The 23286-nt window shown below is 34.0% G+C and carries 31 protein-coding genes; 2 read left to right on the forward strand and 29 right to left on the reverse strand.

Annotated features, from left to right (window positions below):
* Positions 1-42: 42 nt before the first annotated feature.
* The 3 genes from CIT01_10205 to CIT01_10215 are packed head-to-tail and all read right to left on the reverse strand — an operon-like array spanning position 43 to position 3194.
* Entirely contained in the window at positions 43-657 is a 615-nt protein-coding gene (locus CIT01_10205) for an acyltransferase (protein AXV38552.1), read from the reverse strand.
* Positions 657-2171 (reverse strand): hypothetical protein, encoded by a 1515-nt coding sequence (locus CIT01_10210; protein ID AXV38553.1) that lies wholly within the window; start codon positions 2169-2171, stop codon positions 657-659. Before CIT01_10210 ends, CIT01_10205 begins: the two co-directional genes overlap by 1 nt.
* A gap of 12 nt (positions 2172-2183) precedes the next feature.
* A complete protein-coding gene (locus tag CIT01_10215; GenBank protein AXV38554.1) occupies positions 2184-3194 on the reverse strand; it encodes a hypothetical protein in 1011 nt (336 codons plus the stop codon).
* Positions 3195-3330: 136 nt separating this feature from the next.
* Here CIT01_10215 and CIT01_10220 point away from each other — a divergent pair, with 136 nt between their 5' ends.
* Positions 3331-4362, forward strand: coding sequence for a hypothetical protein (locus tag CIT01_10220; GenBank protein AXV38555.1), 1032 nt, complete (start codon positions 3331-3333; stop codon positions 4360-4362).
* On the opposite strand, the gene CIT01_10225 is transcribed toward CIT01_10220, so the two are convergent.
* Positions 4342-4455, reverse strand: coding sequence for a hypothetical protein (locus CIT01_10225; GenBank protein AXV38791.1), 114 nt, complete (start codon positions 4453-4455; stop codon positions 4342-4344). The genes CIT01_10220 and CIT01_10225 overlap by 21 nt on opposite strands.
* A gap of 62 nt (positions 4456-4517) precedes the next feature.
* Between CIT01_10225 and CIT01_10230 the strand changes: the two genes are divergently transcribed.
* The gene (locus CIT01_10230; protein AXV38556.1) at positions 4518-4703 is read left to right on the forward strand and encodes a hypothetical protein; all 186 of its coding nucleotides are present in this window, start codon (positions 4518-4520) and stop codon (positions 4701-4703) included.
* 94 nt (positions 4704-4797) lie between these two features.
* Here the strand turns inward: CIT01_10230 and argH are convergent, their stop codons facing one another.
* The 25 genes from argH to CIT01_10355 all read right to left on the reverse strand — a co-directional run bounded on the left by argH (position 4798) and on the right by CIT01_10355 (position 23196).
* Positions 4798-6198 (reverse strand): argininosuccinate lyase, encoded by a 1401-nt coding sequence (gene argH / locus CIT01_10235; GenBank protein ID AXV38557.1) that lies wholly within the window; start codon positions 6196-6198, stop codon positions 4798-4800.
* 110 nt (positions 6199-6308) lie between these two features.
* Positions 6309-6470, reverse strand: a complete 162-nt coding sequence (locus CIT01_10240) for a 30S ribosomal protein S27ae (protein AXV38558.1) — start codon at positions 6468-6470, stop codon at positions 6309-6311.
* Positions 6467-6778: a 30S ribosomal protein S24e gene (locus tag CIT01_10245; protein AXV38559.1), complete on the reverse strand. Its 312-nt coding sequence runs from the start codon at positions 6776-6778 to the stop codon at positions 6467-6469. Before CIT01_10245 ends, CIT01_10240 begins: the two co-directional genes overlap by 4 nt.
* A gap of 3 nt (positions 6779-6781) precedes the next feature.
* Positions 6782-7279, reverse strand: a complete 498-nt coding sequence (locus CIT01_10250; protein AXV38560.1) for a hypothetical protein — start codon at positions 7277-7279, stop codon at positions 6782-6784.
* Positions 7279-7461 carry a DNA-directed RNA polymerase subunit E'' gene (locus CIT01_10255; GenBank protein AXV38561.1) on the reverse strand — a complete coding sequence of 61 codons (183 nt, stop codon included), beginning with the start codon at positions 7459-7461 and terminating at the stop codon, positions 7279-7281. Before CIT01_10255 ends, CIT01_10250 begins: the two co-directional genes overlap by 1 nt.
* Positions 7458-8015: a DNA-directed RNA polymerase gene (rpoE, locus tag CIT01_10260; GenBank protein AXV38562.1), complete on the reverse strand. Its 558-nt coding sequence runs from the start codon at positions 8013-8015 to the stop codon at positions 7458-7460. Before rpoE ends, CIT01_10255 begins: the two co-directional genes overlap by 4 nt.
* 59 nt (positions 8016-8074) lie before the next feature.
* A complete protein-coding gene (locus tag CIT01_10265; protein AXV38563.1) occupies positions 8075-8596 on the reverse strand; it encodes an inorganic pyrophosphatase in 522 nt (173 codons plus the stop codon).
* Between the two features lie 171 nt (positions 8597-8767).
* On the reverse strand, positions 8768-9130 hold the full coding sequence (locus CIT01_10270; GenBank protein ID AXV38564.1) for a twitching motility protein PilT: 363 nt from the start codon (positions 9128-9130) through the stop codon (positions 8768-8770).
* Between the two features lie 33 nt (positions 9131-9163).
* Entirely contained in the window at positions 9164-10378 is a 1215-nt protein-coding gene (gene eif2g / locus CIT01_10275; protein ID AXV38565.1) for a translation initiation factor IF-2 subunit gamma, read from the reverse strand.
* Positions 10379-10426: 48 nt separating this feature from the next.
* Positions 10427-10807: a 30S ribosomal protein S6e gene (locus CIT01_10280; GenBank protein AXV38566.1), complete on the reverse strand. Its 381-nt coding sequence runs from the start codon at positions 10805-10807 to the stop codon at positions 10427-10429.
* Positions 10808-10923: 116 nt separating this feature from the next.
* Positions 10924-12702, reverse strand: a complete 1779-nt coding sequence (infB, locus tag CIT01_10285; GenBank protein ID AXV38567.1) for a translation initiation factor IF-2 — start codon at positions 12700-12702, stop codon at positions 10924-10926.
* Positions 12703-12752: 50 nt separating this feature from the next.
* Positions 12753-13208, reverse strand: a complete 456-nt coding sequence (locus CIT01_10290; GenBank protein ID AXV38568.1) for a nucleoside-diphosphate kinase — start codon at positions 13206-13208, stop codon at positions 12753-12755.
* Positions 13205-13366 carry a 50S ribosomal protein L24e gene (locus tag CIT01_10295; protein AXV38569.1) on the reverse strand — a complete coding sequence of 54 codons (162 nt, stop codon included), beginning with the start codon at positions 13364-13366 and terminating at the stop codon, positions 13205-13207. The genes CIT01_10290 and CIT01_10295 overlap by 4 nt, the downstream gene beginning before the upstream one ends.
* A gap of 16 nt (positions 13367-13382) precedes the next feature.
* Entirely contained in the window at positions 13383-13589 is a 207-nt protein-coding gene (locus CIT01_10300) for a 30S ribosomal protein S28e (protein ID AXV38570.1), read from the reverse strand.
* Positions 13590-13660: 71 nt separating this feature from the next.
* Positions 13661-14032 (reverse strand): 50S ribosomal protein L7ae, encoded by a 372-nt coding sequence (rpl7ae, locus tag CIT01_10305; protein ID AXV38792.1) that lies wholly within the window; start codon positions 14030-14032, stop codon positions 13661-13663.
* Between the two features lie 552 nt (positions 14033-14584).
* The gene (locus CIT01_10310) at positions 14585-14788 is read right to left on the reverse strand and encodes a histone (protein ID AXV38571.1); all 204 of its coding nucleotides are present in this window, start codon (positions 14786-14788) and stop codon (positions 14585-14587) included.
* 258 nt (positions 14789-15046) lie between these two features.
* The gene (locus tag CIT01_10315; GenBank protein ID AXV38572.1) at positions 15047-16243 is read right to left on the reverse strand and encodes a threonine synthase; all 1197 of its coding nucleotides are present in this window, start codon (positions 16241-16243) and stop codon (positions 15047-15049) included.
* 87 nt (positions 16244-16330) lie between these two features.
* Positions 16331-16972: a hypothetical protein gene (locus CIT01_10320; protein AXV38573.1), complete on the reverse strand. Its 642-nt coding sequence runs from the start codon at positions 16970-16972 to the stop codon at positions 16331-16333.
* 2 nt (positions 16973-16974) lie between these two features.
* Positions 16975-18072 (reverse strand): tryptophan--tRNA ligase, encoded by a 1098-nt coding sequence (locus tag CIT01_10325; protein ID AXV38574.1) that lies wholly within the window; start codon positions 18070-18072, stop codon positions 16975-16977.
* A 57-nt stretch (positions 18073-18129) separates the two neighbouring features.
* Positions 18130-18633, reverse strand: coding sequence for a tRNA-intron lyase (endA, locus tag CIT01_10330; protein AXV38575.1), 504 nt, complete (start codon positions 18631-18633; stop codon positions 18130-18132).
* A 23-nt stretch (positions 18634-18656) separates the two neighbouring features.
* Entirely contained in the window at positions 18657-19241 is a 585-nt protein-coding gene (gene hxlB, locus CIT01_10335) for a 6-phospho-3-hexuloisomerase (protein AXV38576.1), read from the reverse strand.
* A gap of 99 nt (positions 19242-19340) precedes the next feature.
* Positions 19341-20009, reverse strand: a complete 669-nt coding sequence (gene npdG / locus CIT01_10340; GenBank protein ID AXV38577.1) for an NADPH-dependent F420 reductase — start codon at positions 20007-20009, stop codon at positions 19341-19343.
* A gap of 161 nt (positions 20010-20170) precedes the next feature.
* Entirely contained in the window at positions 20171-20917 is a 747-nt protein-coding gene (locus tag CIT01_10345; protein AXV38578.1) for a sugar phosphate isomerase, read from the reverse strand.
* Positions 20918-20973: 56 nt separating this feature from the next.
* Positions 20974-22797 (reverse strand): ATPase, encoded by a 1824-nt coding sequence (locus CIT01_10350; GenBank protein AXV38579.1) that lies wholly within the window; start codon positions 22795-22797, stop codon positions 20974-20976.
* Positions 22798-23196, reverse strand: a complete 399-nt coding sequence (locus CIT01_10355) for a phosphoribosyl-AMP cyclohydrolase (GenBank protein ID AXV38580.1) — start codon at positions 23194-23196, stop codon at positions 22798-22800.
* Between the last annotated feature and the right edge of the window lie 90 nt (positions 23197-23286).

Genomic DNA, 23286 nt, shown 5'->3' on the forward strand with positions numbered 1-23286 from the left:
ATTTAATAATGGGATTAAAAAAGAAGAAAATTTTTTTAAAAATTAACCTATTCTGTTAGGTACTTTAAGGTAGGGAGGAAGTGGTTTTATTCGGGCTGGTGCCCCTATAGCAAGATACCATGGTGGAACGCTTCGAGTTACAATTGCACCTGCAGCAACCATGGCTCCTTCACCTACTTCCACGCTTGATAAAAATGTGGAATTTGCACCAATGGACGCTCCTCTACGTATAATGGGACCTTTAAGTTTATAATCAACTCGAATAGGGTATTTGTCATTAGTAAAACATGCACAAGGACCGATAAATACATTATCTTCTATTAAAACATTGGTAGGTATGTATACATTGGATTGGATACTTACATTATTTCCTATTCTGCAGTGACCTTCTATCACTGAATTAGTACCTATTAATACATCATCACCGATTACTGTTTTTTCACGAACTATAACGTTGTGACCGGTTCTGAAGTTATTTCCTATTTTTACATCGTCATAAATAATGGAATTAGATCGTATAAGTGAATTTTTTCCTATAAGGGGAGATTTGCTTCCTTTCTTATATTTAACACCAATGTCTACATTTTCAGTATTTTCAGTTCTAACTGGTATTTTGGTGTTTTCATTTTTGAAGAAAAATTCTCTGAAACTTGACATTATTTACCCCTTCTTTTTATTAGATTTATATGGTTAAATAGGTTTCCAATATGAAATATGGCATTGGTCACACTTACACCTATATCAGTTTTGGCATCTTTAACTCCATTTTTAAATCCATTTACAGGTCCTTCCACTTTCCAATCTGCAGGTTCATTTAAAACATGTAAAAATGCGGATAGTCTAAAGCAGAATATTATTAATCTGTATATTGGTAGTAATAAAACATAATGGAATGATTCTTCAATTTTTTCCTGAGTAGCGGGATTAGAATGATGGTATGCAAACAATATAACAACAGAATCAATGAAAACATAGAACAGGTACATTAAAAGAGCTACTAATGGTAATATTGATATATAAAGCCCTAAAATAGGGAACATCAATAATATAAATACCCATATTATCCTGGGAAAAGCAATGGTGTGATCAATAAATAAGATTCTGGGAAGTCCCAGTAAATCGTAGTATTTGAAGGTCTTTTTTTTCAATGTTTTTATGTAATTAGTAATTTTGGATTTGATATAGGAACCTGCCAGATTTATGAGTTTAGGGTCTCTTTGATCTTTTATAATTCCCAAAATATCTTTTAAAGTTTCCTGATCTAGGCGAGGTTCTTCCTGACGCATTGCTGCAACTTCCAGCTGCCCCCGAGACCATCTAACTCTCTGAGAATAGAGGGTGTCATAATCAGTTATAGCATCTGCAAAGGCAACTGCATCCGGAACATTAACTATTTTGATCTTCTTTTTATGAAGCATCATGGTTGCGTGCATGTCTTCAGAAACAGTCACTGGCCAGTATCCTCCGATTTTTCCGATAATATTTCTTCTAAATGCTGAAAAAGCTCCGGACATTGTATAAATTGAATATACAAATGATTGATAGCTTCTTTCAAAGTTGAAAGAGCTCAAATATTCTAAAAATTCTGATTTAGAAAAGAACATTTTCATAAAATCGTCTTTTTTTGTTTCATCCCACTGTATTTCTATGTATCCGGTGGCTGCTCCTACTAATGGGTTTTCAATGAAAGGTTTTGCAATATTTATCAGTGCACTGCTAGCAATTTTTATGTCGGCGTCAATGGTTACTATTATTTCGCCTTGGGTTTGTTTTATTCCTGTATTTAAGGTGTGAACTTTACCTGTATGACCTTTTTCAATAATTTTAATTTCTTTTCCATGAATAATGGCATCAACCTGACATCTTTTAACAATATTTACAGTCTCATCCGTAGAGCCGTCGTCAACAACTATCAATTCCAATTTATTTTTAGGATAATCACTTTCTATCAATGAAATTAAACATTTTTGAATATTAGCTTCTTCGTTATGGGCTGGTATTACCACACTCATTTTTGGCAGAAGATCCACGTTAACTGGTGTTTTATCTAGTTTTAGAATAGATTTACGGGATAAGTATAATTTTATTGGTATTAAAAGTCCGTCAATTAATACGGCTATTAATATCCAGGTCGTCCAGACCATTAAACTTACCCAAAGGGGATCTTCCATTAAAAACACCTATTATTCAAATTTGCCTGATTTTATCTTGTCTCGTACAATGTCCAGTGTGGGTCTGGTTAAGAGATACCAGTACAGAACCACCACAAACGCAAAAAATATTAATTTACCCACTATAGCATGGGCAAAGTACAGGGAAGTTTTTCCAAATATATTAACAATATATACTATACTTAACATCCTAATTAAATTTGCCACATAAGTTATAGCAATCCCTATAAATGCAAATTTAAATTTTCTACTCCAACTGTAACCGGGATAGAGTAATAATAAGCCTGCAAGAACACTAATTTCTATTATGGATGAGCATTCGAATCCAATCCCAAATATACTCCACCCTGTTGGATCTGGGAAGATGAATGCATTGGGAGGTAAAAAATTAGAGGGAATACCCAAAAAGGATGCAATGTAAGCAATGTTTAAGGCTTCTATCCCCATAAGATAATTGTCATATCCAGTTAGAATAAGGAATGAGATAATGAATGAAACTACAGCTATTGCTCCAGCAGCGTAAAATGTCAGCCACCATCTTTTTTTTCGAGCCAGTGCTGCTATAGCCATTAAAAACCCAGCGATAGCTACTATGAACCAGGGCGAAGGTACTGAGTAAAAAGTAGTAACTCTAGTAACATGACCAATGCGACCCCTACTGGTTCTATAAGTCCAATAAGCTCTTATAGTATAGGTACCTTCCGATGGAAAATCTTCGTTATCTGTATTCCAGGTATAAGTATAATCACGGTTCTGGTTGTCTAATCTAGGCACGTTATATGTAATACTTTTACTATAACTACCACGGGTTATGGTGAGAGTGCATTGACTTGGTCGTATATATTCTCCACCACCACTCATATGATTAGTACATATAAATTGTATAGGACCTTGAGTTTCATATGGGGCCCCAACTGGAGTTAATTCTGTAATTGAACCATGGGCTGCAGCATTTACAGGATTCGCCAGTAAAGATATTGCACTTATTAATGCTATAAATAAAATAAAATATTTTATTTTCACTTAAACACCGTTTTGTATAAATTTATGTTATAATGGTTTATTTTTTCTTATTGTTATTATATATAAGTTCATAAATTATTTTTAGAATACTGATGATAAATCATAATTAAATTAGTAAATAATAGGAATGAGAGATTTGAAATTTAGGGAAGAATCAATTGTCAAAAAAATTGCTAAAATAAGGAGTGAAATTGGACATAAACCAGTTGAATCCAATATTATACGAGTTCTTTTTGATGATAAAAATAATGATCTGGTGATTGTAGCTGCAGATCGTAGTGACAAGTCTAATATTATAGGAAAAGGGGGATGGGTGGTAGGCAGACTCAAAGAAGAACTTGGAGTAAAATCAATACACGTGGTTTCTAATTCAGATATAATATTGCGCAGATACAACATGGAATTATCTTTAACAAAATTAAAATCAGTTATAAATATTTACAATAAGGAAAATCCCCTTAACAATTTAAAAATTCTATTAAAATACAGAATGGAACATATCTATAATTTTAATTTTAAAAATTTCATGGAAACTAATTTTTATAAAGAATCAAAACAAAATCAAGCAGTTGTTGCATTGTCAGGTGGTGTTGATAGTAGTTTTTCACTAATTCTGGCTAAATATATGGGTTTTAATCCTGTTGCAGTGACAGTTGATCCAGGCAGCATAATTCTTCCTAAACATTTTCATTTTAATATTGACAATCTATGTCATGATCTAGGTGTGGAACACCATTACATAACTGTGAAAATGGATGAAGTTATAGAAGAATCTTTAGAAGGTAAATATCATCCCTGTGGTAGATGTTCTAAAATTATTGAAGATACAGTAATTGAATACGCCAAAAAAATGGATATCCCCATGGTAATTTATGGTGATATGTTATCAAGTGGTTCCCAGTCTATATTATGTGAAAATAAGTTAATTAAAATTAATTTACCAGCCCTATTATCTGTTACAAAAAGTGAAATAAAAAATTTAACATTAAAACTAGGTATAAAAGGGTCAGGCTTTTATGGCTGCCCATTACTCTTTGAAGTGCATAAAAAATATCCACACATGAAGAAATTTTCTCTTCAAAGGATTTTTCGCGAAACCAGGGCTGGTGCCTTGGAACCGGGCGAAGCGCTAGATTTAGCTTGGAACTTATTTAAAAAGGGTAAATAACCCGTATATTATAAGGAAGATTCCAACTAAATATCCCACTAGCTGTGGATATATAAGCATAATTATACCGATTATTAATGCAATAACTCCGATAATTCTAGGGTCCATTTTATCTGTCATGACTTTTATTATGATCTAGAACATATATAAAATTTATGAAATTATCTAAAAGAAAATTTTGTCCTAACTGTGGTTCTTCCCAAATTAAATGGGTTATTCCTCAAATGTGGTCTGTATGGGAGTGTAATAATTGTGGATACACTGGTGCAATTGTAATTGAAGATGAAGAGCTAGCAGAAGAAATTAAAAAGAATTACTCAAAGAAAGAGGATGTTAAATAATTTTATTCTTTTTAAATAAAAATAAGGGTTTAAATCATTACAACAGGTTTATGACTATTAATATTGTAAAACCGGTTTTTTAAAACGGTTTAAATTATTGTTCTTGGATATATTTCCTTAACTTAACAATAACCTTTTTAACAGCATCAGGGGAACATCCACCCCAAACATTCCTCATTTTAATATTTTCATAAGGATTCAATGCTCTTTTTAGTTTTTCATCATCTAAGTCCAAATTATTTCCAGTAACATCTTTGGAGATGGTGTTTAAGAATTTTGAATCAATATCTGTAGGTGTTAAACCTTCACTTATAGCAACAGTTACCATCCGACCCACTATTTTATGTGCAACTCTAAATGGTAAATTTTTTTCTCTTACCATTAAATCGGCAACATCAGTTACCGTGGAAAAATTAGAATTAGCCTGCTCAAGGCAGTGTTTTTTATTTATATTAACGGTTGTTAGCATCGCACTGACAATATTTAACATTTCCTTAGAAATATCCACTGTATTCCATAGATGTGGAGTTATTTCTTGAAGGTCACGATTGTAACTGTAGGGTAAGGCCTTTAATATGGTTAAAATAGTTGTTAACTCGCCCTGTAGAATTGCAGATTTTGCCCGGGCAATTTCAGCCACATCAGGATTCTTTTTCTGAGGCATTATAGATGAAGTTGATGAGAATTCATCTGAAATTTCCACATAACCAAATTCATAGGTACTCCATATTATTAGCTCTTCACAAATCTTACTTATAGTAGAAGAGAGCATACTCAAAGCAAAAACAGTTTCTGCAATAAAATCTCTGGAGCTAACCCCATCAATAGAGTTATCCATCATAGAATTAAAACCTAGGAGTTCTGTGGTTCGTTCCCGGTTGATGGGAAAAGTAGTTGTAGTTAGGGCAGCAGAACCTAATGGATTCATATCCACCCGTTTATAAGCATCAGATAACCGTTCACAGTCCCTCTTCAAGGCATTTGCATAGGCCAGAAGATGATGTGCAAAGGTGGTGGGCTGGGCATGTTGGAGATGAGTATAACCTACCCAGACTGTGTCAGTGTGATTTTCAGCCATATCCAGGATTTTTTCCATAAAATTGAGTATATCCTTTTTTATGGATTCAATTTCATACTTTAAAACTAATCGAAGGTCAGTTGCCACCTGATCATTTCTGGATTTGGCAGTGTGCATAAATCCAGCAGTTTCCCCAATCTTTCCGGTGACATAGTTTTCAACAGCCATATGAATATCTTCAACCGAAGGGTCAAGATCCAGGGCATCAATGCCTTCACCTTTCAATTCTTTAAGGGCTTTAAGTATTTTCAGAGCAGTTTCTTCTGGAATGATTCCTTCCTCTTTGAGCATGGTGGTATGTGCAATGTTACAATCCACATCTGCTTCAAATATTCTTTTATCAAATTCCAGGGATGAAGTAAAAGATGCTGCTTCATCACTCATCTTTTTTTTTAGTCTACCTGCCCTTAAATTCAAGAATTACACACCTAATTTTGTTTAATCAAAAAATTTAATATTATTGTATTCCCCAAATTTTCTCATTTGAAGGAATCCCTCAAATTACAAAAAACCTTTTAGTACAATTTTTATTGTTTTTCTTTAGTTTTCCATTCAGTGTATCCACATTTTCCACATGCAAATCGATCTCCATGGTCAGCCATGAAGACTCCGCTGGAACATCTTACACAGAAAGGATTTTTTCTAATTATTTTGTTATCTTTAACCTCATAGAGTTCACTCTTTTTCATTCTTTTTCCTCCACTGCTTCTTCTTTTTGAGGTTCTTTATTTTTTTCTATGACATGTTTGGTTTCAATATCAGCTAAACTTTCCTCGGAGTCATAGAGTTTAGCGTAACCGTCTGCTCGACCTTCACCAAAACTCGGTTTAAGTTGATCTATTACTAAAAGTTCTTTTTTAGCGTTTAACATTGCTACCAATTTATTTTTAACGTCTAAAACTTTAGGAGTTGCTTCTCCTTGATATGTACAGTCAAATTGTATCTCTGTTCTGTTTAATAATGCATTTTCTTTTTGATCTTTTATGTTAATTTCCATAAATTATACCTCCTCAAATTCTTCAATTATATCCTTGGTCATATTTCTTACTTCATCAGCTTTTACCACCACTAAACCCTCATTGGGTTGACCATATAAAATTATAGAGTCTGGAGGTGAACTTAAAATGCAGGGAAGTACTGATAAATCTTCTTCTCCTTCTACTATTATAAGTACCTGCACCTTTTTTTCCACCAGTTTTATAGCTTCTTTTATAGTGGACCAGAGCTCTTGGGTTATGGTTCCTGGAGGATTTTTCGCATATAACGTGACTGAATCGTAGTCAATATTATGTTTTGATTCTTTTCTTTGAATTTTATGATCAATAATTCCAATGTCAGGTATTAATCCTGATTTTAGCAGGTTTTTAGTTGTTACATCCCCTACACTTATTAAAATATTATGTTCTGGTAGGGAATTTTTAGCCTCATCTAATGAAGAATACAGCTTTCCAAAGGGCTTTTTAAGAACAGATCTAAGTTCTTTTTTAAGTATTAACACTATCTAACCCTCAAAGCATATTCCCCTGGAAGGGTTATATTTAATTCCTTTGCTATCTCTGATTTTTCTGGATCAATTATTATAAGCAAGCCGCTCCAATTGGTAGATGAAGGTAAATTGCATATTGCACATCGATCTTCATTCATGATCCTGTGACATTTTGTGCAGGCTTTAATAGTCATTTCTTCTTCTTCCTCTTTTCTTTTTCAATCCATTCAAATCTTCCTAAACCTGGCTGTCTCATGGTTAAACCAATTTTAGTTTCTTTAGAAGATTTTCCTTTAAGGCTCAAAGCAACAACACGAGCCCGAACTTTATTACCTTCTTCCAATGTTTTCTTGGATTCTTTGCCGATTAATGCTCCTCTTTTTCCATCATAATTAATGTAATCATCAGTTACCTGGGATACATGGACCAGACCGTCCATAGGGCCTATCCTTACAAATGCACCAAATTCAGTGACTTCAATTACTTCACCTTCTACTATTTCATGCAAATCTGGCTTGAAAAAGAGGGCTGTGAATATTACATCATGATACGCCGCACCGTCTCCCATTATTACTTTTCCTACTCCAATATCTTCAATTTCTTTTACTGTTACCATTAAACCCAATTTTTTGTCAATTTTACCCACATAGGTTTCATTTATAGTTTCTACAGCAACATCTTCTAATGGTTCTTCGAAGCGGCTAGGTGGGATTCTCACCGTGTCCTCGATTTTTGAGATTAAATACAATCAAATCCCTCTGCATATTTTTTAAATAATATTTTTATCATTATTTCAGATTTTTTTAGTTAAATTTTATTATAAAGATCTATAGAATGTTTAATTGCTTCAAATGCCTCTTTTTGATTTACCCATCCTAAAACTTCAGTTTCTTTTCCTTCAAGCGTTTTATATTCCTTGAAAAAATGTGCAATTTCTTTTAAGAGATGTTTTGGTAAATCAGTAATATCATTTACATCCACAAATCTTGGATCTTCCACAGGAACAGCTAATATCTTATCATCCTTATCTCCGCCGTCAATCATTTTCATCATGCCTATGGGACGACTTTCTATGACGCAACCCGGAAATGTGGGCTGTTCCATCAGTACCATAATATCCATAGGATCTCCATCATCATATAGAGTTTGCGGAATTATACCATATTCAGCAGGATAATAAAAGGGTGAGTACAATACTCGGTCAAGTGCAAATGCTTCCATATCTTTATCGTATTCATATTTATTTCTTGATCCTTTGGGGATCTCAATTACTGCATAAACTACCTCTGGAATGGATGGTCCAGGTTTTAAATCTTTCCAAAGATTCATTAAACTCCTCCTCTATACTTTAAGTCCTAAATAGAATTTATGATATTTAAATTATCTAACATTTATATTATGAATATACTCCAATAATTATCTAACTATATTACAGACAATTAATTAATTAAACAATAATTTGACTATCTGGGTTGGTTAGATCAGATTATGGCTATTAATTTAGATATCTTTTATATGTCCATCAGTTACCAAATATTTTCTTTGACGCAGATAAATAACTGAAATATTTTTTTCCCGGGCTCTTCTTCGAAGGTCCCGGTCATTAGTGCAGAGAACTTTTGAAATTCTAAGAAGAGCATCATCTACCTTTTCGTTTTTGTTTAATTCAATTTCAACGATTTTAACTGGTTCTGATAAAGCAATCTTAATGGCAACCGAAGCTGCAATACGATTTTTACCTTTACTTCTAGCTTTGATCTTCTTAAGTTCATCTACTACAAATGAAGGAACTGTAAATCTATATGAAGGCAGTATCTGCTCTAATTCTGTGATAATATCTACATTGAATTGAGCAGGTATCATAAAAAATTTGCATCAAGTATGACTTCTTTTGGCTCATTTAATGATACCATATCCAATTAACCTCCATCTAGCCCCTACACGTCTACTTAGAGCTACTCTTTGGCCAGCCTCAGCACAGACAGGTAATTTGAGTGTAACATCTGCATCCTTTTTCCTGGCACTACTTACCACACCAATAGTGGTTGTAGTTCCAGCATTAATCATTAAAGGTTCACCAGTTTTTATAGGTTCGACTTTTCTCTCCTCTTTAGTACCCACTACACGGTCTAAAAGATTGGTTTCCATGGTAAATTCATGTAAAATTGGAGGAAGTGTTCCAGGTTTTCCTGCAACTGATCCTGAGAGTGAATCTGCTTTAGTCAGAGCTGGATCTAAAAGTGTTCCAACACCCACCAGTCCTCCCGGACCTACTTCTTCAACAGATTCTCCACCAGCAATTAAACCGGTTATAGTGGAATTTAAACTCGTCCACTCTTTTTTAATTTGTATACCTGGCTTTATTTCTAGTTCATCTCCGACCTTCAGCTTTCCCTGTACAAGAGAACCGCCGATAACTCCTCCTACAATATCTTTAGGAGGGCATCCTGGTTTGTTAATGTCAAATGATCTAGCTACATACATCCTGGCTGGTTTTCTAATTTGTCTGCGAGGAGTTCTTATCTTCTCTTGAATAAGTTCAATTAGAATATCTATATTAGCTCCTTGCTGGGCTGAAACTGGAATTATAGGAGCATCTTCTGCACATGTTCCTTTAACAAATTCTTTAATTTCATTATAGCTTTCTATAGCTCTTTCTTTGGATATTATGTCAATTTTATTTTGAACTACAATAACATTGGTTACGCCTATAACGTCAAGGGCCATCAAATGTTCCTTGGTTTGTGGTTGAGGGCATGGCTCGTTGGCTGCAATTACCAGAACTGCTCCGTCCATTATAGCAGCACCAGACAACATGGTTGCCATGAGAGTTTCGTGACCGGGTGCATCTACAAATGATACTTTTCTTAGCATCTCAGTTTCAGTTCCGCAATGTTTACATATTACTGCTGTGGTGAAACATTGAGGAGGTGGACACTCCAAACATCTGCGGAAGGTTATGTCAGCATAACCTAACCTTATCGAAATCCCTCTTTTTGTTTCTTCACTATGAGTATCCGTCCATATTCCTGAAAGGGCTTTTGTTAAGGTTGTTTTCCCATGGTCAACGTGACCTACAAGCCCAATGTTTATCTCTGATTGTATTTTCACAGATTACACCCGAATTCATTTATATTAATCATTTTATGTAGAATTTAATTATTCTTCTTTAGCTTCTAGAATCTCTTCCAGGCTTTTTTTTCCTTTTTCACTAACAATAGTGTTGACTTGGACGATGTCATCAGAAATAGTGTTTCCACGGACAGTCTTTCTTCTCCTTTCTCCTGATCTTTGAGGTTTGTATCCAATACCTCCAGAAGTAAGAGTTTTTATCCTTCTTGGTCCGCTGATATCTTTCTTCATTGGAAAACCGTTTTTGTCACTTCCGCCGGTTATTTTTAGTTTATATCCTTTTAAACCAATATCTGATGCATCAAATTCTTCACCAAGAGTTAATCCGATTAATTTTTTTGATTGTTTAGCATCAATCTCAATCTGATGGCTTTTTTCCTTTTCTGAAATCACCAATTTAAATGCCAAAATATCTCCTCCTTCTTATTCTGGTTTTATAATAGTTATCCATATTTATTGTTTTCTATCTATAAGATTCAATAGATTATAAGATTCAATAGATCTATCTTTTTTTGTCTATATATCTAATAGACTCCCCAATCTGGTTCTACTTTTCTTTTTATTTCTACTGTATCATGAAGTGTTTCATATTCATCTTCACTTAGTTTATTTTTAAGTTCAGATTCAAGTATTTTATAATGCTTTTCAGGCAGGTCAACGTAGAGAACGTCTCCTTCTTCAAAATTTTTACTGAAAACTGCATCTTTTATGGCCATTGCGACTTGTTGGCCTTTAGAAACAGATTTTTTGTTATCTCCCTTATCCTGCATGCTTTCAACTTTACCAACAATGGTTCCATCCTCTCTTATAAGAGTGTAACCTTGTTTGATTGTGCCGCTTAAAACTTCAATTCCTGCAATAGCAGGTTTGCTGTAACGAAAAACTAGTTTTGGTATTATCCTGATTTTTCCAGGTTTTGTTATAGCATCAAGCCATTTTTTCCTTTTTTCTTCTTCTGATGCTTTAATCCATTCTTCATAGTCTTCAGTTATCTGGTATATAACGTTTCCAGCGAAAATTTTTATACCGGAGGATTTAATTTCCTCTGCAGCAGAAGGTAGAATTTTTACATTAAATGCAATTATCACACCATGCAGGGGATCTTCACCTTTAACTATATTAGCATCAAACACATCCCTTCGGGATACGTCTCCTATGTCTGCAATCCGGATAGGGATCTTCATACTTTTAAGAAGATTTACCAGTGCTTCTAGTGATCCAAGGGTGTCAGCTTTTACAGTTACTCCCATTTCGTTAGTGTCAATTTTAATGTCTTCTACTTCCTTTAAAAGATCTTCTTTAACTTTTTGAATGTCATCTTTTGCAACAATAAGTGGAGAACCTGCAACTACATTTTCAATGTTGGGTGCTACAATTTTAATACCAGCAGCAGCAACTACTTCATCCACTTTTTGGAACTTTTTTTTGGACTCTCTTATCTCTTCTAAGGCTCTAGGCTTTAGAAGAGATCGAATCTTCGTTATTATCACATCGTCGCTGGCCATCAATGCAATGTTGTCGTTTTTCTTTATGATTCCATCGTAAATTACTGCGTCTATCGTCAAACCAAGTCCTACTTCTTCTTTAACTTCTAAGATAGTACCTTTGGCTGGTGCGGTGGCTTCTATTTGTAATTGTGCTTTTAAGTATTGTTGTGCCAGTCCCATGAGCATGGTTAAAAGTTCAGGTATTCCTTCTCCATTAATTGCACTTATTGGAATGATGCTAACCATTTTTGCAAAATCTTCAACACGGTCAAATCTTTCTGATTCAAATCCTTCATCATGTAAAATTCCAACTAGCTCGTATAATTTTGTTTCAAGTGCTTGCTGGACACTTGAAGGTTGTTTAGAGAAACTTTCCAGAAAAGTCTTTCCTTTGTCTGTTTCCCAGCCGTATATTCTATCGACTTTATTAGCTGCAACAATAAAAGGAGTTTTATACATTTTTAAAATACTTAACGCTTCATAAGTTTGAGGTTTAAAACCTTCATTTATATCTACAATAAGAATAGCCAGATCAGCAAGAGCTCCTCCTCTTTTTCTAAGTGTGGTAAAAGCTTCATGGCCTGGAGTATCAATGAAAAAAAGTCCGGGAAGAGACTCTTTAATATCAAATTTTTTTAGAAAATCACCACATATATTTTCTATAACCTCTATGGGGATTTCTGTGGCACCAATGTGCTGGGTTATTCCACCAGCTTCTTTTTGAGCTATGGCACTACCTCTTATATAATCTAAGAGACTGGTTTTACCATGGTCTACGTGACCTAACACTGATACTATTGGTGATCTGATATTCATTTAAACCTCCAAATTGAAAAAAGAGGATTGAAAATATTTAAAACTCGAGCTTAACTTTCGTATATTAGATGTTCATCTGGCATCTGGTATTGGCAGATTTCAGATTCATCGAAAAATAGGGCTATTTCTCTTTTTGCGGATTGGGCTGAATCAGAAGCATGTATTATGTTTCTTCCAGTATCCAGGGCGAAATCACCCCTGATAGTTCCCAAATCAGCTTCTTTAGGGTTAGTAGCACCTACCATTTTTCTAATAAGACTTATACATTCATCTCCTTCAATTACCATAGCTAAAACAGGAGAGGATGTAATGTATTTTACTAAGTCATTGAAAAATGGTTTTTCTTCATGTTCGCCGTAGTGCTCCTTAGCCAGATCTTCGCTAATGTGCAACATTTTAGCTGCGACAATTTTAAGTCCCCGATTCTCAAATCTAATTATAACATCGCCCATGAGTCTACGATTAACCGCGTCGGGTTTTATCATAACAAAGCTCTTTTCTATCATTTTTTAACCCATTTGACCTTTCTTGGAACTCTTTTTAAATTTATCATATTCTTTTCACATTTACTACTGCAGAAAAAGTACACTGTACCATCTTTTTTGACGTACATCATTCCTGTACCTTCTGGAATATTTTCGTGGCAGAATGAACATTCTCTCATATTAAACACCTGCTATTTAAGGGGTACGAATTTCCTTAGCCTCTCTGATTGTGTCCAGTAACATCAATATGTCACCTTCTCGTATAGGGCCCATAACATTTCTTGTTAATATTCTACCCTTATCTCGTCCTTCCATTATTCTGCACTTAATCTGCATGACTTCTCCAGTCATCCCAGTTCTTTTCAGAACTTCGATCACTTCTGCTGGAGTTCCTTCTTCCATATAATCACCTGATATAATTAAAGTGAGAAAGGCATACGCCTTTCATTTAAACATCTTGTAGTGTAATAAAACTATTTTTTAAGTTCTTCAACTTTTTCAACAACGTCTTTTACAAGATCTTCAGCTTCACCAGCTTCTACGATGCATGCAGATGCTGTACCTACATTCAAACCTGCTGCTCCACCTACTTCATCTTTAGTGGGCAAGTATACATAAGGTATTTCCTTTTCTTCAGCAAGTACAGGAATATGAGCTACTATTTCAGCAGGATCAACATCTTCAGCCACTAATACTAAAGCTGCACTACCTCTTTCAATTGCTTTGGTAACTTCATTGGTACCTTTTGCTATTTTACCTGTTTCTCTTGCTATCTCTAACGCTTCAGAAGCTTTGTCAGCTATCTCTTGTGGTACGTCAAATTTTACATATATTGGTTTTGCCATTTTCATTTACCTCCTTTTTCATCTGGTTTTTTTACCATCCATCAGCAAATCTACTTTTACATTGAAATATATAAAAGTTGTTGCCAAATATGATTAAATGACTTCAAAGAAATCAGAATCTAATTTTCAAACTTAAAAAATTTATTTTAAATATTAAAAGAAAATTAGCAATTAAATGTTAATCTATTATCCCTTATATAGTTTTTCTATAAATCATTACCATAAAGATAAGTTATTAATTTTAGGTTCATTTTTACTCATATCTTTTTCTTAAATCTATTGAGATGTTTTAGATTATATTAACCTATTAAACATTTATACTCTTTGGAATAGGATGATTTTTAGGTAGTTTTAGTGAGAATATGTTTATTTTTATAATTATTTTTAATTACACAATTAACTGAATTTGTCTAAATTGTAATAGTGTATTATATTCCTGTATTATGTTCAAATATTTAATAGGACTTATAAAATCAATTATAGAATTATTGTTTAATTTTTCTGGGATAAAATATAAAAAATAGAAGAAAAAAGAAATGTATGATTTAGTAATTAGAATTTTTTAACAACCATTTCAACGTCTGAAGCTTTGATAGTTTTTCTTCCAGCGTGTTTTGCTAATTTAACAGCTTCAGATGCTATCTCTTCCCCCATTTCTTCTAAAGTTTTTGCCAATTCTTCTCTAGCATCATCACTTACTCTTTCTGCACCAGCATTTTTTATTATTCTTCCGATTGGAGCAATTGGTAATTCCATAATTAATCACCTCAATTTATGTAATATAATCTGTGTTCATATTCTTATATATATTTATCGTTTTTTTCATTGATTTTTAGGATAACTATATGATCTTTGGTGATCTAATGGCTAAGTATGAGATCATTGCTTATTTTCTGGCAAACTATATGATTTTTGGTCATCATAAAAAAATTAGAATAATATATGAAGTCCATTTTGACAAATAATAAAAAAGAAAAAAGAGCTTATTTGATGGATTAGTTTAGTAAAAAAGTTTTATAATCCTGTAATAAATTTTGACAATTTATTTATATTTGCATCCATCTCAATCGGCTCAGTGCATGCATTTATAGCAGTATTCGGATCCTTTAGAAGATGTCCAGTTACTATACATACTATCTTCTCGTTTTTATCGACCACGCCGTTATCAACCAGCTTTATAAGGCCGGCTATTGAAGCTGCAGAAGCTGGTTCAACTCCGATACCCTCGGTTCTTGCCAGAATCTTTTGAGCGCTTAAAATTTCCTCATCAGTAACGGTTTCTGCATAACCATCAGATTCATTTATGGCCCTTATAGCTTTTAGAGCACTGACTGGTGCGCCAATTCTTATTGCAGTTGCCACAGTTTCAGGGTGTTCAAAAGGAACAATTTCTTCTTTACCCTCCCTTATAGCTCTTACAATAGGAGCAGCCCCTTCAGCCTGTATACCAGTCATCATAGGTAAATCTTCCATAAATCCTGCTCTATTAAATTCTTTTATTCCTTTCCATATAGCAGATATGTTTCCTGCATTCCCAACAGGTAATATGATCCTTTCAGGTGACTGCCAGCCCAGATCATCTATTATTTCATACCCAATAGTTTTTTGTCCTTCCAAGCGGTAAGGGTTCACTGAGTTTAAAAGGTATAATTTACCTTCCAGTGCCAGGGCAGTGACTGCTTCTAAGGCTTCGTCAAAATTCCCCTTAACTGATATTACATCTGCTCCGTGGAACATAGCTTGGGCCAGTTTTCCCAGTGCTACTTTACCTGAAGGAAGAAGTACAATACATTTTAGCCCAGCACGGGCTGCATATGCTGCCAGTGAGGCAGAGGTGTTACCAGTTGATGCACATCCCACCGCATTTACTCCAAGTTCCATAGCTTTGGTAATTCCTACACTCATACCCCTATCTTTAAAGCTTCCAGTGGGATTGGAACCTTCAACTTTCACGTAAAGATCTACACCAAGTTTTTCTCCCAGTTTGTCACATTTACAAAATGGAGTTCCACCTTCCTCCAAAGTGACAATAGAAGATTCATCAACAGGCATAAATTCTTTATACTTCCACATAGTGGATCTTCTGCACTTAAATATTTCTTTGGAAATATCTACGTCACATATTACTTCAAGTATTGATCCACATTTCTTACAAGTGTAAATTATTTCGTTATCTTCATATTCCATACCACAACTAATACATTTAATCATTATTCCACCAACAAATTAATTTTAACTTAATTATAAAATAAAACTATTCTAACTTAAAAATTATGTAAGTTTACATTAATTAGGTAATTATATTAAACCTTGAATATAATTTGCCCACGGTAATGTGAGATTAGCTTCAATAATAGCCGCTATAACTAGTAGAACAAGTGCAATTGCAAAAAGAATCAGTGACTCCTTGACTTCGTCCAGATTTTTCTTGAAAATAAATCCGATTTTTTCTAGGATTGATCCATACCAGGTCTCATATAACATTCCATCAATAAAGTAGTATACGCTAGTAGCCAGCCTGAAACCAGCCGCACCTGCAATTATGATAGCAACAACCTCAAAAATACCGTGAGGTATAGTGTATATTATAAAATCTCCTAAAGGAACTTTAGAAGCAACATAACCAATAAAAGCGCCGTTGATAAAGAGGAATATAACTGTGAATGATCCGAGTAAAAGCCCTCCTCCATAAATTATAAGTGCGATTCGAATGTTATTGAGAAAGATGGGAATAGTTTCCAGCTTAAGTTCTCCACTACGTGCACCATCCTGGAGGTCTTTGAAGATAGTTCCAAAATATTGATCTAAGCCACTAAAAATCCCGGAAAGGAAGTATCCAATGAAGATAGAACCTAGAAATATAGCTGCGGAAAGGAAAAGAAATTTTTCATTTCTACGATATAATGCTCCCAGGGTGCTTTCAAATTTTTCTTTTTTCACTTCTAGTCCTCACTTAATATAGTTGCTGCTATTTCTTTGGCTTCATCTCTTTTAGTTGATAATTTGTTAAAGTATTTTTTAATAATATCTGCTGATCTATTTTTACATTCACCACACATAAGTGTACCGTTTTTACATTCACGGTATATTTTTTCAAGTTCCCTGTCTGATTCAATCAGATGATACAGTAACAATTCATAAACCACACATTTTTCAGGTTCTCCACCCTTTTGTCGTTGAACATCTAAACTTTCTCTACCACCCGTTTTTGCAGATTTTAGCTTTTTTTGAGCCTCTCCAGGAGAATCACTTAAGAAAATTGCTGTTTTAGGTTTGCTACTTGACATCTTTTCACCAGTCAATCCAGTTATGAAGCGATGATAGGTAGAAGAAGGTGTAATAAAGTTATACTGGGATTTGAATCTTTCGGCAATGTCTCGGGTGAGTCTTATGTGTGGGTCCTGATCAGGGCCTACGGGAACCACAGTAGGTTTTGGTCCGCCACATTCTTCCAGTTGGGGATGTATAATATCTGCAACCTGTATCATAGGAACATAAAGATGAGCAATATTTGTGCTACCTGAAAATCCATATATGGCTTTCATCTCATTAAAATTGACTTTTTTAGAGAGTATATATGCTAAATCGCCTACTACTTTATTTTTTGATTGCAGATAAACATGTACATTACTTTTTTCTAGATCCAGTCCTAGTGCTATGTAATTGGTAATATATTCATTTATGGCCAATTCTTTGGAAGTTTTAAAATCAACTCCTCTGGCTGAGTAAGATTCCATATCTGCAATAGGAATATAAATATCTGCTCCCTGATTTTGGTACCATATCAATTGATCTACCACCATCTTGTGGCCTATATGCATTTTTCCACTGGGCATCATACCGCTTACAACTGCAAATTCTTTATTTTCTCTGATGGCCTTGATTATCTTACCAAAATCCCGGTGCCCAAAAATTATCTTTCTCTTCATAAGGGGATTAGGATCAGCAATATCATTAATTAAATCTGCAAATGGTTTAATTCCGAATTGATTAACCAGCTTTTCATAATCTATTATGGCTGAACTCCATGGATCTATCAATTAATCACCTTTTATTAATGTAGATTTAAACATATTTATTTTTAAGAATGTTTAGGTTTAGGGCCTCATCCATTCAATATTATAGTAAGTTATATCTCCTTCTTCATCAACAACTGCAAGTAGCAGTTTTTTATTTACACCATGCGCCACCCGGGCATAACTTGAAAAATCAGAGGCCGATATCTTAGAATTTTCTGTTATAACTTTTACCAGGTAATTTGAATGTCCATCACCAGGAGATGTGCCCCTTTCATATAAACGAAACTCTGAACCATACTTAAATCCTGTTCTGACAATATATCCCCTATTTCTCAAGTCTTTAAAAACAAGATATTTGGTAAATATCCTATTTTTATGCAGTATCTGTCCCATTTCCTTTTTTTTGAGCTTTTTATCTGATTTATAAATTTTAATTTTGTCCTTTTCCATTAAAAAAAAGGCTTCTATTAATGAAAGCTGAAGGCCATCATCAGTAAGTGTACCGTAATGACTCTTTTCATTGAGTGTTACGGCTTTAGGATCTCTAACTGTAACCATGTTTTCTGAAAACTCTGAACGCATCAAAAGCACCTGATTAGATTAAGTTATTCAATTATAGCGTGTCTCATTTTGAGATCGTCTTCTTTTTTACTTAAACGCACCATAAACTCTGCAATTAAACCATCAAGGAATAATAAGGTGGTATCTTCGAAAAGAGTTCCCATGGGTGTTAAATCATCATAATCCCCTTTCAATACACTTGAAGTATAATATTTCCAGGCTTCCTTTGTTTTAGTTTCAATGTTGATAACCACATCCAACAATTCCTTTAAAGTAGATTGTATATTTCCAGTAATACCAATTACAAATGCACCCACATCTTTAGCAGTTGTAGCTGCTAATGTAACAGTTTTTGTCTCTCCAGAACCAGATATAGCAATTAAACAGTCATTATCATTAATTGCAGGGGTTGTTACATCCCCAACAACGTAAACTGTAAATCCAAGGTGCATTAAACGCATGGCAAATGCTTTTCCCACTAATTCAGATCTTCCAGTTCCTACAATAAAAATAGATTCTGAATGAATAATTTTTTCAATCATTAAGTTGATCTGTTCTTCGTCGATTTTTTTAATTACTTCCAATGCGTGTTTGGTTATTCCTTCGGTTGTTTTATTTAAGATATCCATTTTCTTCACGATTATATATTTTTTAATGTAATTGAACTAATTTAGGATAAAAATAAGTTAAAAAAATGTTTAAAGATGATATAAATAAATTTTTCTAGATCAAAGTCCTGTAATGCGCAGTCCTGCTAATTTGATTTTATTTCGCATATTAAGATTTATTAGAAGTGGTGTAATTTTTTCTACTATACGTGCATTCTCCAGAGGGCCGCAGTCAATTGATCTGACTCCCGGAATCTTTTCTGCTAGTTTCATAACTTCTACTTTGGCATCTTCATGATCTCCAGAGACTAAACAGTCGCACTTTATATCTTCTTTTATATTGATCAAACTGGCAGAGCTGATATTATTAAATGCAGAAACTATTTTTACGTCTTTGTCTTTTAAAAGTCCGGCGGCTCTTTCTGCAGCAGATCCTTCCCACAAATCAACATATCTATTAGGTTTACCACTTAAACAGGTTTCCAGCGGCACAGTAGCATCAACCAGTATTTTTTCATCTACATACTCTTTGATACTTTTTAGGGATATAACCTGAGCTTGCAAAGGCACGGTTAAGATGAGTAGTTCGCCTTGTTCTGCAGCTTCTTCATTGGTCATCCCTTGAATATGCATTTCATCTCCTTTAATCATATTTTTTATTATATTTACCGTATTTTCAGCCTTTTTAATATCTCTTGATCCTACAATGACATCCAGTCCGGCCTGAACAAATCTTAATGCCAAACCAAAACCCTGGTCTCCAGTTCCGCCAATTATTGCAACTTTCATATAAAACTCTCCACTTTAATCAATATATTTCCATGAAAAATTGATATTTACTACTTTATTCAAAGTTTTTATAAATATATTCATATTATTTTTTCTTATAAGTATTCGGCAATCTTTATTAAAACCTATTTATATAAAAATTTAGTTATCTAAAAGGGATTTTAGATTTTATCCAGATATTCAAGACTCTTTAATACTTCTTCTTTATTTTTAACCTCAACTGTGAGAACTCTCTTATAGTTTAATCTCCTCAATCTATTAATAAGAGATTTAAAATCAATCTCATCGCTGCCTAGTGCATTGTGGCTGTCATAGGAACCATTGTTATCACTAAGATGAATGTGTTTGATTCTCTTCAAGCTTAACATATCTTCAATATTGAATTTATTGGTGTGAGCATGGCCCACATCCATAGTTATGGAACTGTCAATTTCATCAGCTAATTTTTGAAGTTCTCCAATATCCTGACAAAGAAATCCATTAATATTTGGCATGTTTTCCACACACATGTCTATGCCGTATTCATCGGCGTATTTTGAGCATTCTTTAAGTGAGGATATACAGTCCTTGTGTACTTTATCCTTGAATTTAGTAGCAATTACAGAAGTAGTTCCCGGATGAACTACTACTATATTTGAATCCATATTTGATGCAGTTTCAATTGAATTTTTTATCTGAGAAATCGAAGCTTTTCTAATTGCATAATTCGAAGAAGCTAAGTTAATATCCGATAAAGGGGCATGAATAAGGATTTTAACATTATATGAATTGGTAATGGCACTGTCAACTTTATGGTATGGATATTCATTTATTATTTCGCAGTATTCCACTTTTATATTTTCTAGAAATGATAAAATGTCACCAAGAGAATCAGGATATAATGCTAGGCTTGATACTCCAATTTTCATTCGAATTCACCAATTTAGCGAAAATTTTGAATTTATTTTATTAAATATTATAAAAATTATTCGTTTCTAATTCGAGCCAGAATAGGTATGTTACGTTTTAATGCTTTTATAATTATATCTGCAAGTTCTATATCTTTTTTAATTTTAATATTTCCTTTTTTACCCACAGTTGCCGTAAATAAATATTCATCATCTACGATTATATCAAAAGGAGTTCCAATAAAGTCTTTTCCAAAGTTTAGAACCACATAATTTCCGGCAATTTCTACATTCACAGGTAATGTTTCTTCAACAGTCTTTAAAGTTAACGACTCCACGCCGATGCTTATACCAATTTTGTTTTCAATTTCATCAATGGTTTTTCCTTTCTTTCCAATGAGTTTGGCCACATTTTTTTCGTCAATCCAAACGTTAGCTCGCTTATCAGATTTCATATCTACTTCTACAGTGGCTTTGGGAATCTTCTTTTTTATCTCCTTTATTATTTCTCTTTCAACAATTTTCAAAACTGGAGATTTTTTATATTCTGATTTTCCCACATCCATTACAATGGTCTGCTCACCATAGGTGTATATTTCATGGACCAGATCTCCTGATTCAAAGTCCCTGATCTCTATAACCGGCCGGGCTAAGTCCGCTTCAACCATTCCACTTGGTACTTTTACAGTTAATGCCACATCATAAATTGCTTTAACCATCCCATCATCAATAAATATGGTTGTATCTACAATTGAGGGAATCATACCCAGCTCTACTCGACTAATTATTCTCTGGATAGCATCAATGGGTCGGGTGGCATGCACCACTCCGATCATGCCTACTCCAGCCAGCCGCATATCAGCAAATATTTTAAAATCCTTGGTTTTTCTCAACTCATCATAAATAGTATAATCCGGCCTTACCAGTAAAAGTATATCGGCAGTTTTTTGCATATCCTTCTCTAGGGGTGCGTACTGGGTTATTTCATCACCTACTTGAAGGTCCCGAGGGGATTCCATGGTTTTAACTATGGAATTAAGTTCATTACTATAAAATTCGGTTATTGCCTGGGCAAAAGTCGTTTTACCTGCTCCAGGAGATCCTGCAATTAATACACCCTTGGCTACGTTGGTCAAACGGTCGATTAATTTTTCTGGAAGTTTGTAATCCTCAAGTGAAACCGTGGCCACTGGCCTTACCGCAGTTATTTCAAAACCATCGGAAAATGGAGGTCTGGCAATAGAAATACGATATTCTCTGAATTGAATTACAGTGGCGCCCTCTCTTTCAATTTCAATAAAACTATTAAAATCAGATTTGGCCCGTTCTACAATTTCACGAGCCATTCCATGTATTTCAGAGAATGATAGACGTTTTTTACCAATTTTTACCAGTTTAATATTTCCTGGCCGCCCTTTTTTGGCCATAGGAACCACATTTTCTTTCAAGTGAACTGACATGGTATGTTTATCAAAAAATTTGGTTATCTCTAGATCACCATATTCAATTATTTCCTGTTTTATATAGATTACTTCCAGGCCTTGGGCTTTTGCCACTTCAGATTGTACCTTGTCACTGGTAATTAGGGTGCCATCATGTTCCTGGGCGGTTCCCCTTATCAAAGCGTCTATTTCGCCCCCTCTAGCAAGTGATATCTCGTTTAAGGTTGGCCTTCTGCCTACATAGTTTAATTCAATTTTTTGTTTCTGGTTCAATTTTTGTAAATTCTTAAGTTCTTCAAGACCATTAAAACCTGTTTCTCGTCCTCTATTTGCCTGATATTCCAATTCAGATACAACTGCTTCTGGAATTACAACTTTACATCCATCATATTCTTTTTCCTGGACAATAGTGGTGATACGGCCATCCACAATAACACTTGTATCTGGAATTATTTTCATTTACTTCTCCCCATATATTTTGTCAGGTTCAAAAACCTTTTCTTTAATTATTTTCAGATTTTTATCCTCTATTTTCCTGAAAAAACAGGAATAATATCCTTCATGACATGCTCCGCCTTCTTGATGAACTTTTATTAGAACTGCGTCCTGATCACAATCCACGTAGATTTCTTTCACATTCTGTAGGTGACCGGAACTTTCTCCTTTTAACCATATCTTATTTCTAGAAGTACTCCAGTAATGAACTTTATTAGTTTTTAATGTTTTCATGAAGGATTCCTCATTCATATAAGCAACCATCAAAACTTCTGATGTTTCATAATCCTGAGAAATTGCAATTATAAGGTTTTCATCATTTATTTTGTGTCTAAAATTTAAATTAAATTTGTTAGTGCTCATTATATCAACTAAATATTTTTTGATTAAACCATATTTTTCAAGAATTAATCATATGCATTGGCTTTTTCAATCATTTAATTGTAACATAAT

It is taken from the genome of Methanobacterium sp. BRmetb2 (genome assembly GCA_003491285.1).
Taxonomy (GTDB): Archaea; Methanobacteriota; Methanobacteria; order Methanobacteriales; family Methanobacteriaceae; genus UBA117.

Excerpts from the sequence above, each read along its gene's own strand:
- CIT01_10205 (AXV38552.1), bottom strand. The coding sequence starts at position 657 with ATGTCAAGTTTCAGAGAATTTTTCTTCAAAAATGAAAACACCAAAATA.
- CIT01_10210 (AXV38553.1), bottom strand. The coding sequence starts at position 2,171 with ATGGAAGATCCCCTTTGGGTAAGTTTAATGGTCTGGACGACCTGGATA.
- CIT01_10230 (AXV38556.1), top strand. The coding sequence starts at position 4,518 with ATGAAATTATCTAAAAGAAAATTTTGTCCTAACTGTGGTTCTTCCCAA.
- CIT01_10240 (AXV38558.1), bottom strand. The coding sequence starts at position 6,470 with ATGAAAAAGAGTGAACTCTATGAGGTTAAAGATAACAAAATAATTAGA.
- CIT01_10245 (AXV38559.1), bottom strand. The coding sequence starts at position 6,778 with ATGGAAATTAACATAAAAGATCAAAAAGAAAATGCATTATTAAACAGA.
- CIT01_10255 (AXV38561.1), bottom strand. The coding sequence starts at position 7,461 with ATGACTATTAAAGCCTGCACAAAATGTCACAGGATCATGAATGAAGAT.
- CIT01_10265 (AXV38563.1), bottom strand. The coding sequence starts at position 8,596 with ATGAATCTTTGGAAAGATTTAAAACCTGGACCATCCATTCCAGAGGTA.
- CIT01_10270 (AXV38564.1), bottom strand. The coding sequence starts at position 9,130 with ATGATACCTGCTCAATTCAATGTAGATATTATCACAGAATTAGAGCAG.
- infB (AXV38567.1), bottom strand. The coding sequence starts at position 12,702 with ATGAATATCAGATCACCAATAGTATCAGTGTTAGGTCACGTAGACCAT.
- CIT01_10290 (AXV38568.1), bottom strand. The coding sequence starts at position 13,208 with ATGATAGAAAAGAGCTTTGTTATGATAAAACCCGACGCGGTTAATCGT.
- CIT01_10295 (AXV38569.1), bottom strand. The coding sequence starts at position 13,366 with ATGAGAGAATGTTCATTCTGCCACGAAAATATTCCAGAAGGTACAGGA.
- CIT01_10300 (AXV38570.1), bottom strand. The coding sequence starts at position 13,589 with ATGGAAGAAGGAACTCCAGCAGAAGTGATCGAAGTTCTGAAAAGAACT.
- rpl7ae (AXV38792.1), bottom strand. The coding sequence starts at position 14,032 with ATGGCAAAACCAATATATGTAAAATTTGACGTACCACAAGAGATAGCT.
- CIT01_10310 (AXV38571.1), bottom strand. The coding sequence starts at position 14,788 with ATGGAATTACCAATTGCTCCAATCGGAAGAATAATAAAAAATGCTGGT.
- CIT01_10315 (AXV38572.1), bottom strand. The coding sequence starts at position 16,243 with ATGATTAAATGTATTAGTTGTGGTATGGAATATGAAGATAACGAAATA.
- endA (AXV38575.1), bottom strand. The coding sequence starts at position 18,633 with ATGCGTTCAGAGTTTTCAGAAAACATGGTTACAGTTAGAGATCCTAAA.
- hxlB (AXV38576.1), bottom strand. The coding sequence starts at position 19,241 with ATGGATATCTTAAATAAAACAACCGAAGGAATAACCAAACACGCATTG.
- npdG (AXV38577.1), bottom strand. The coding sequence starts at position 20,009 with ATGAAAGTTGCAATAATTGGCGGAACTGGAGACCAGGGTTTTGGTTTG.
- CIT01_10345 (AXV38578.1), bottom strand. The coding sequence starts at position 20,917 with ATGAAAATTGGAGTATCAAGCCTAGCATTATATCCTGATTCTCTTGGT.
- CIT01_10350 (AXV38579.1), bottom strand. The coding sequence starts at position 22,797 with ATGAAAATAATTCCAGATACAAGTGTTATTGTGGATGGCCGTATCACC.
- CIT01_10355 (AXV38580.1), bottom strand. The coding sequence starts at position 23,196 with ATGAGCACTAACAAATTTAATTTAAATTTTAGACACAAAATAAATGAT.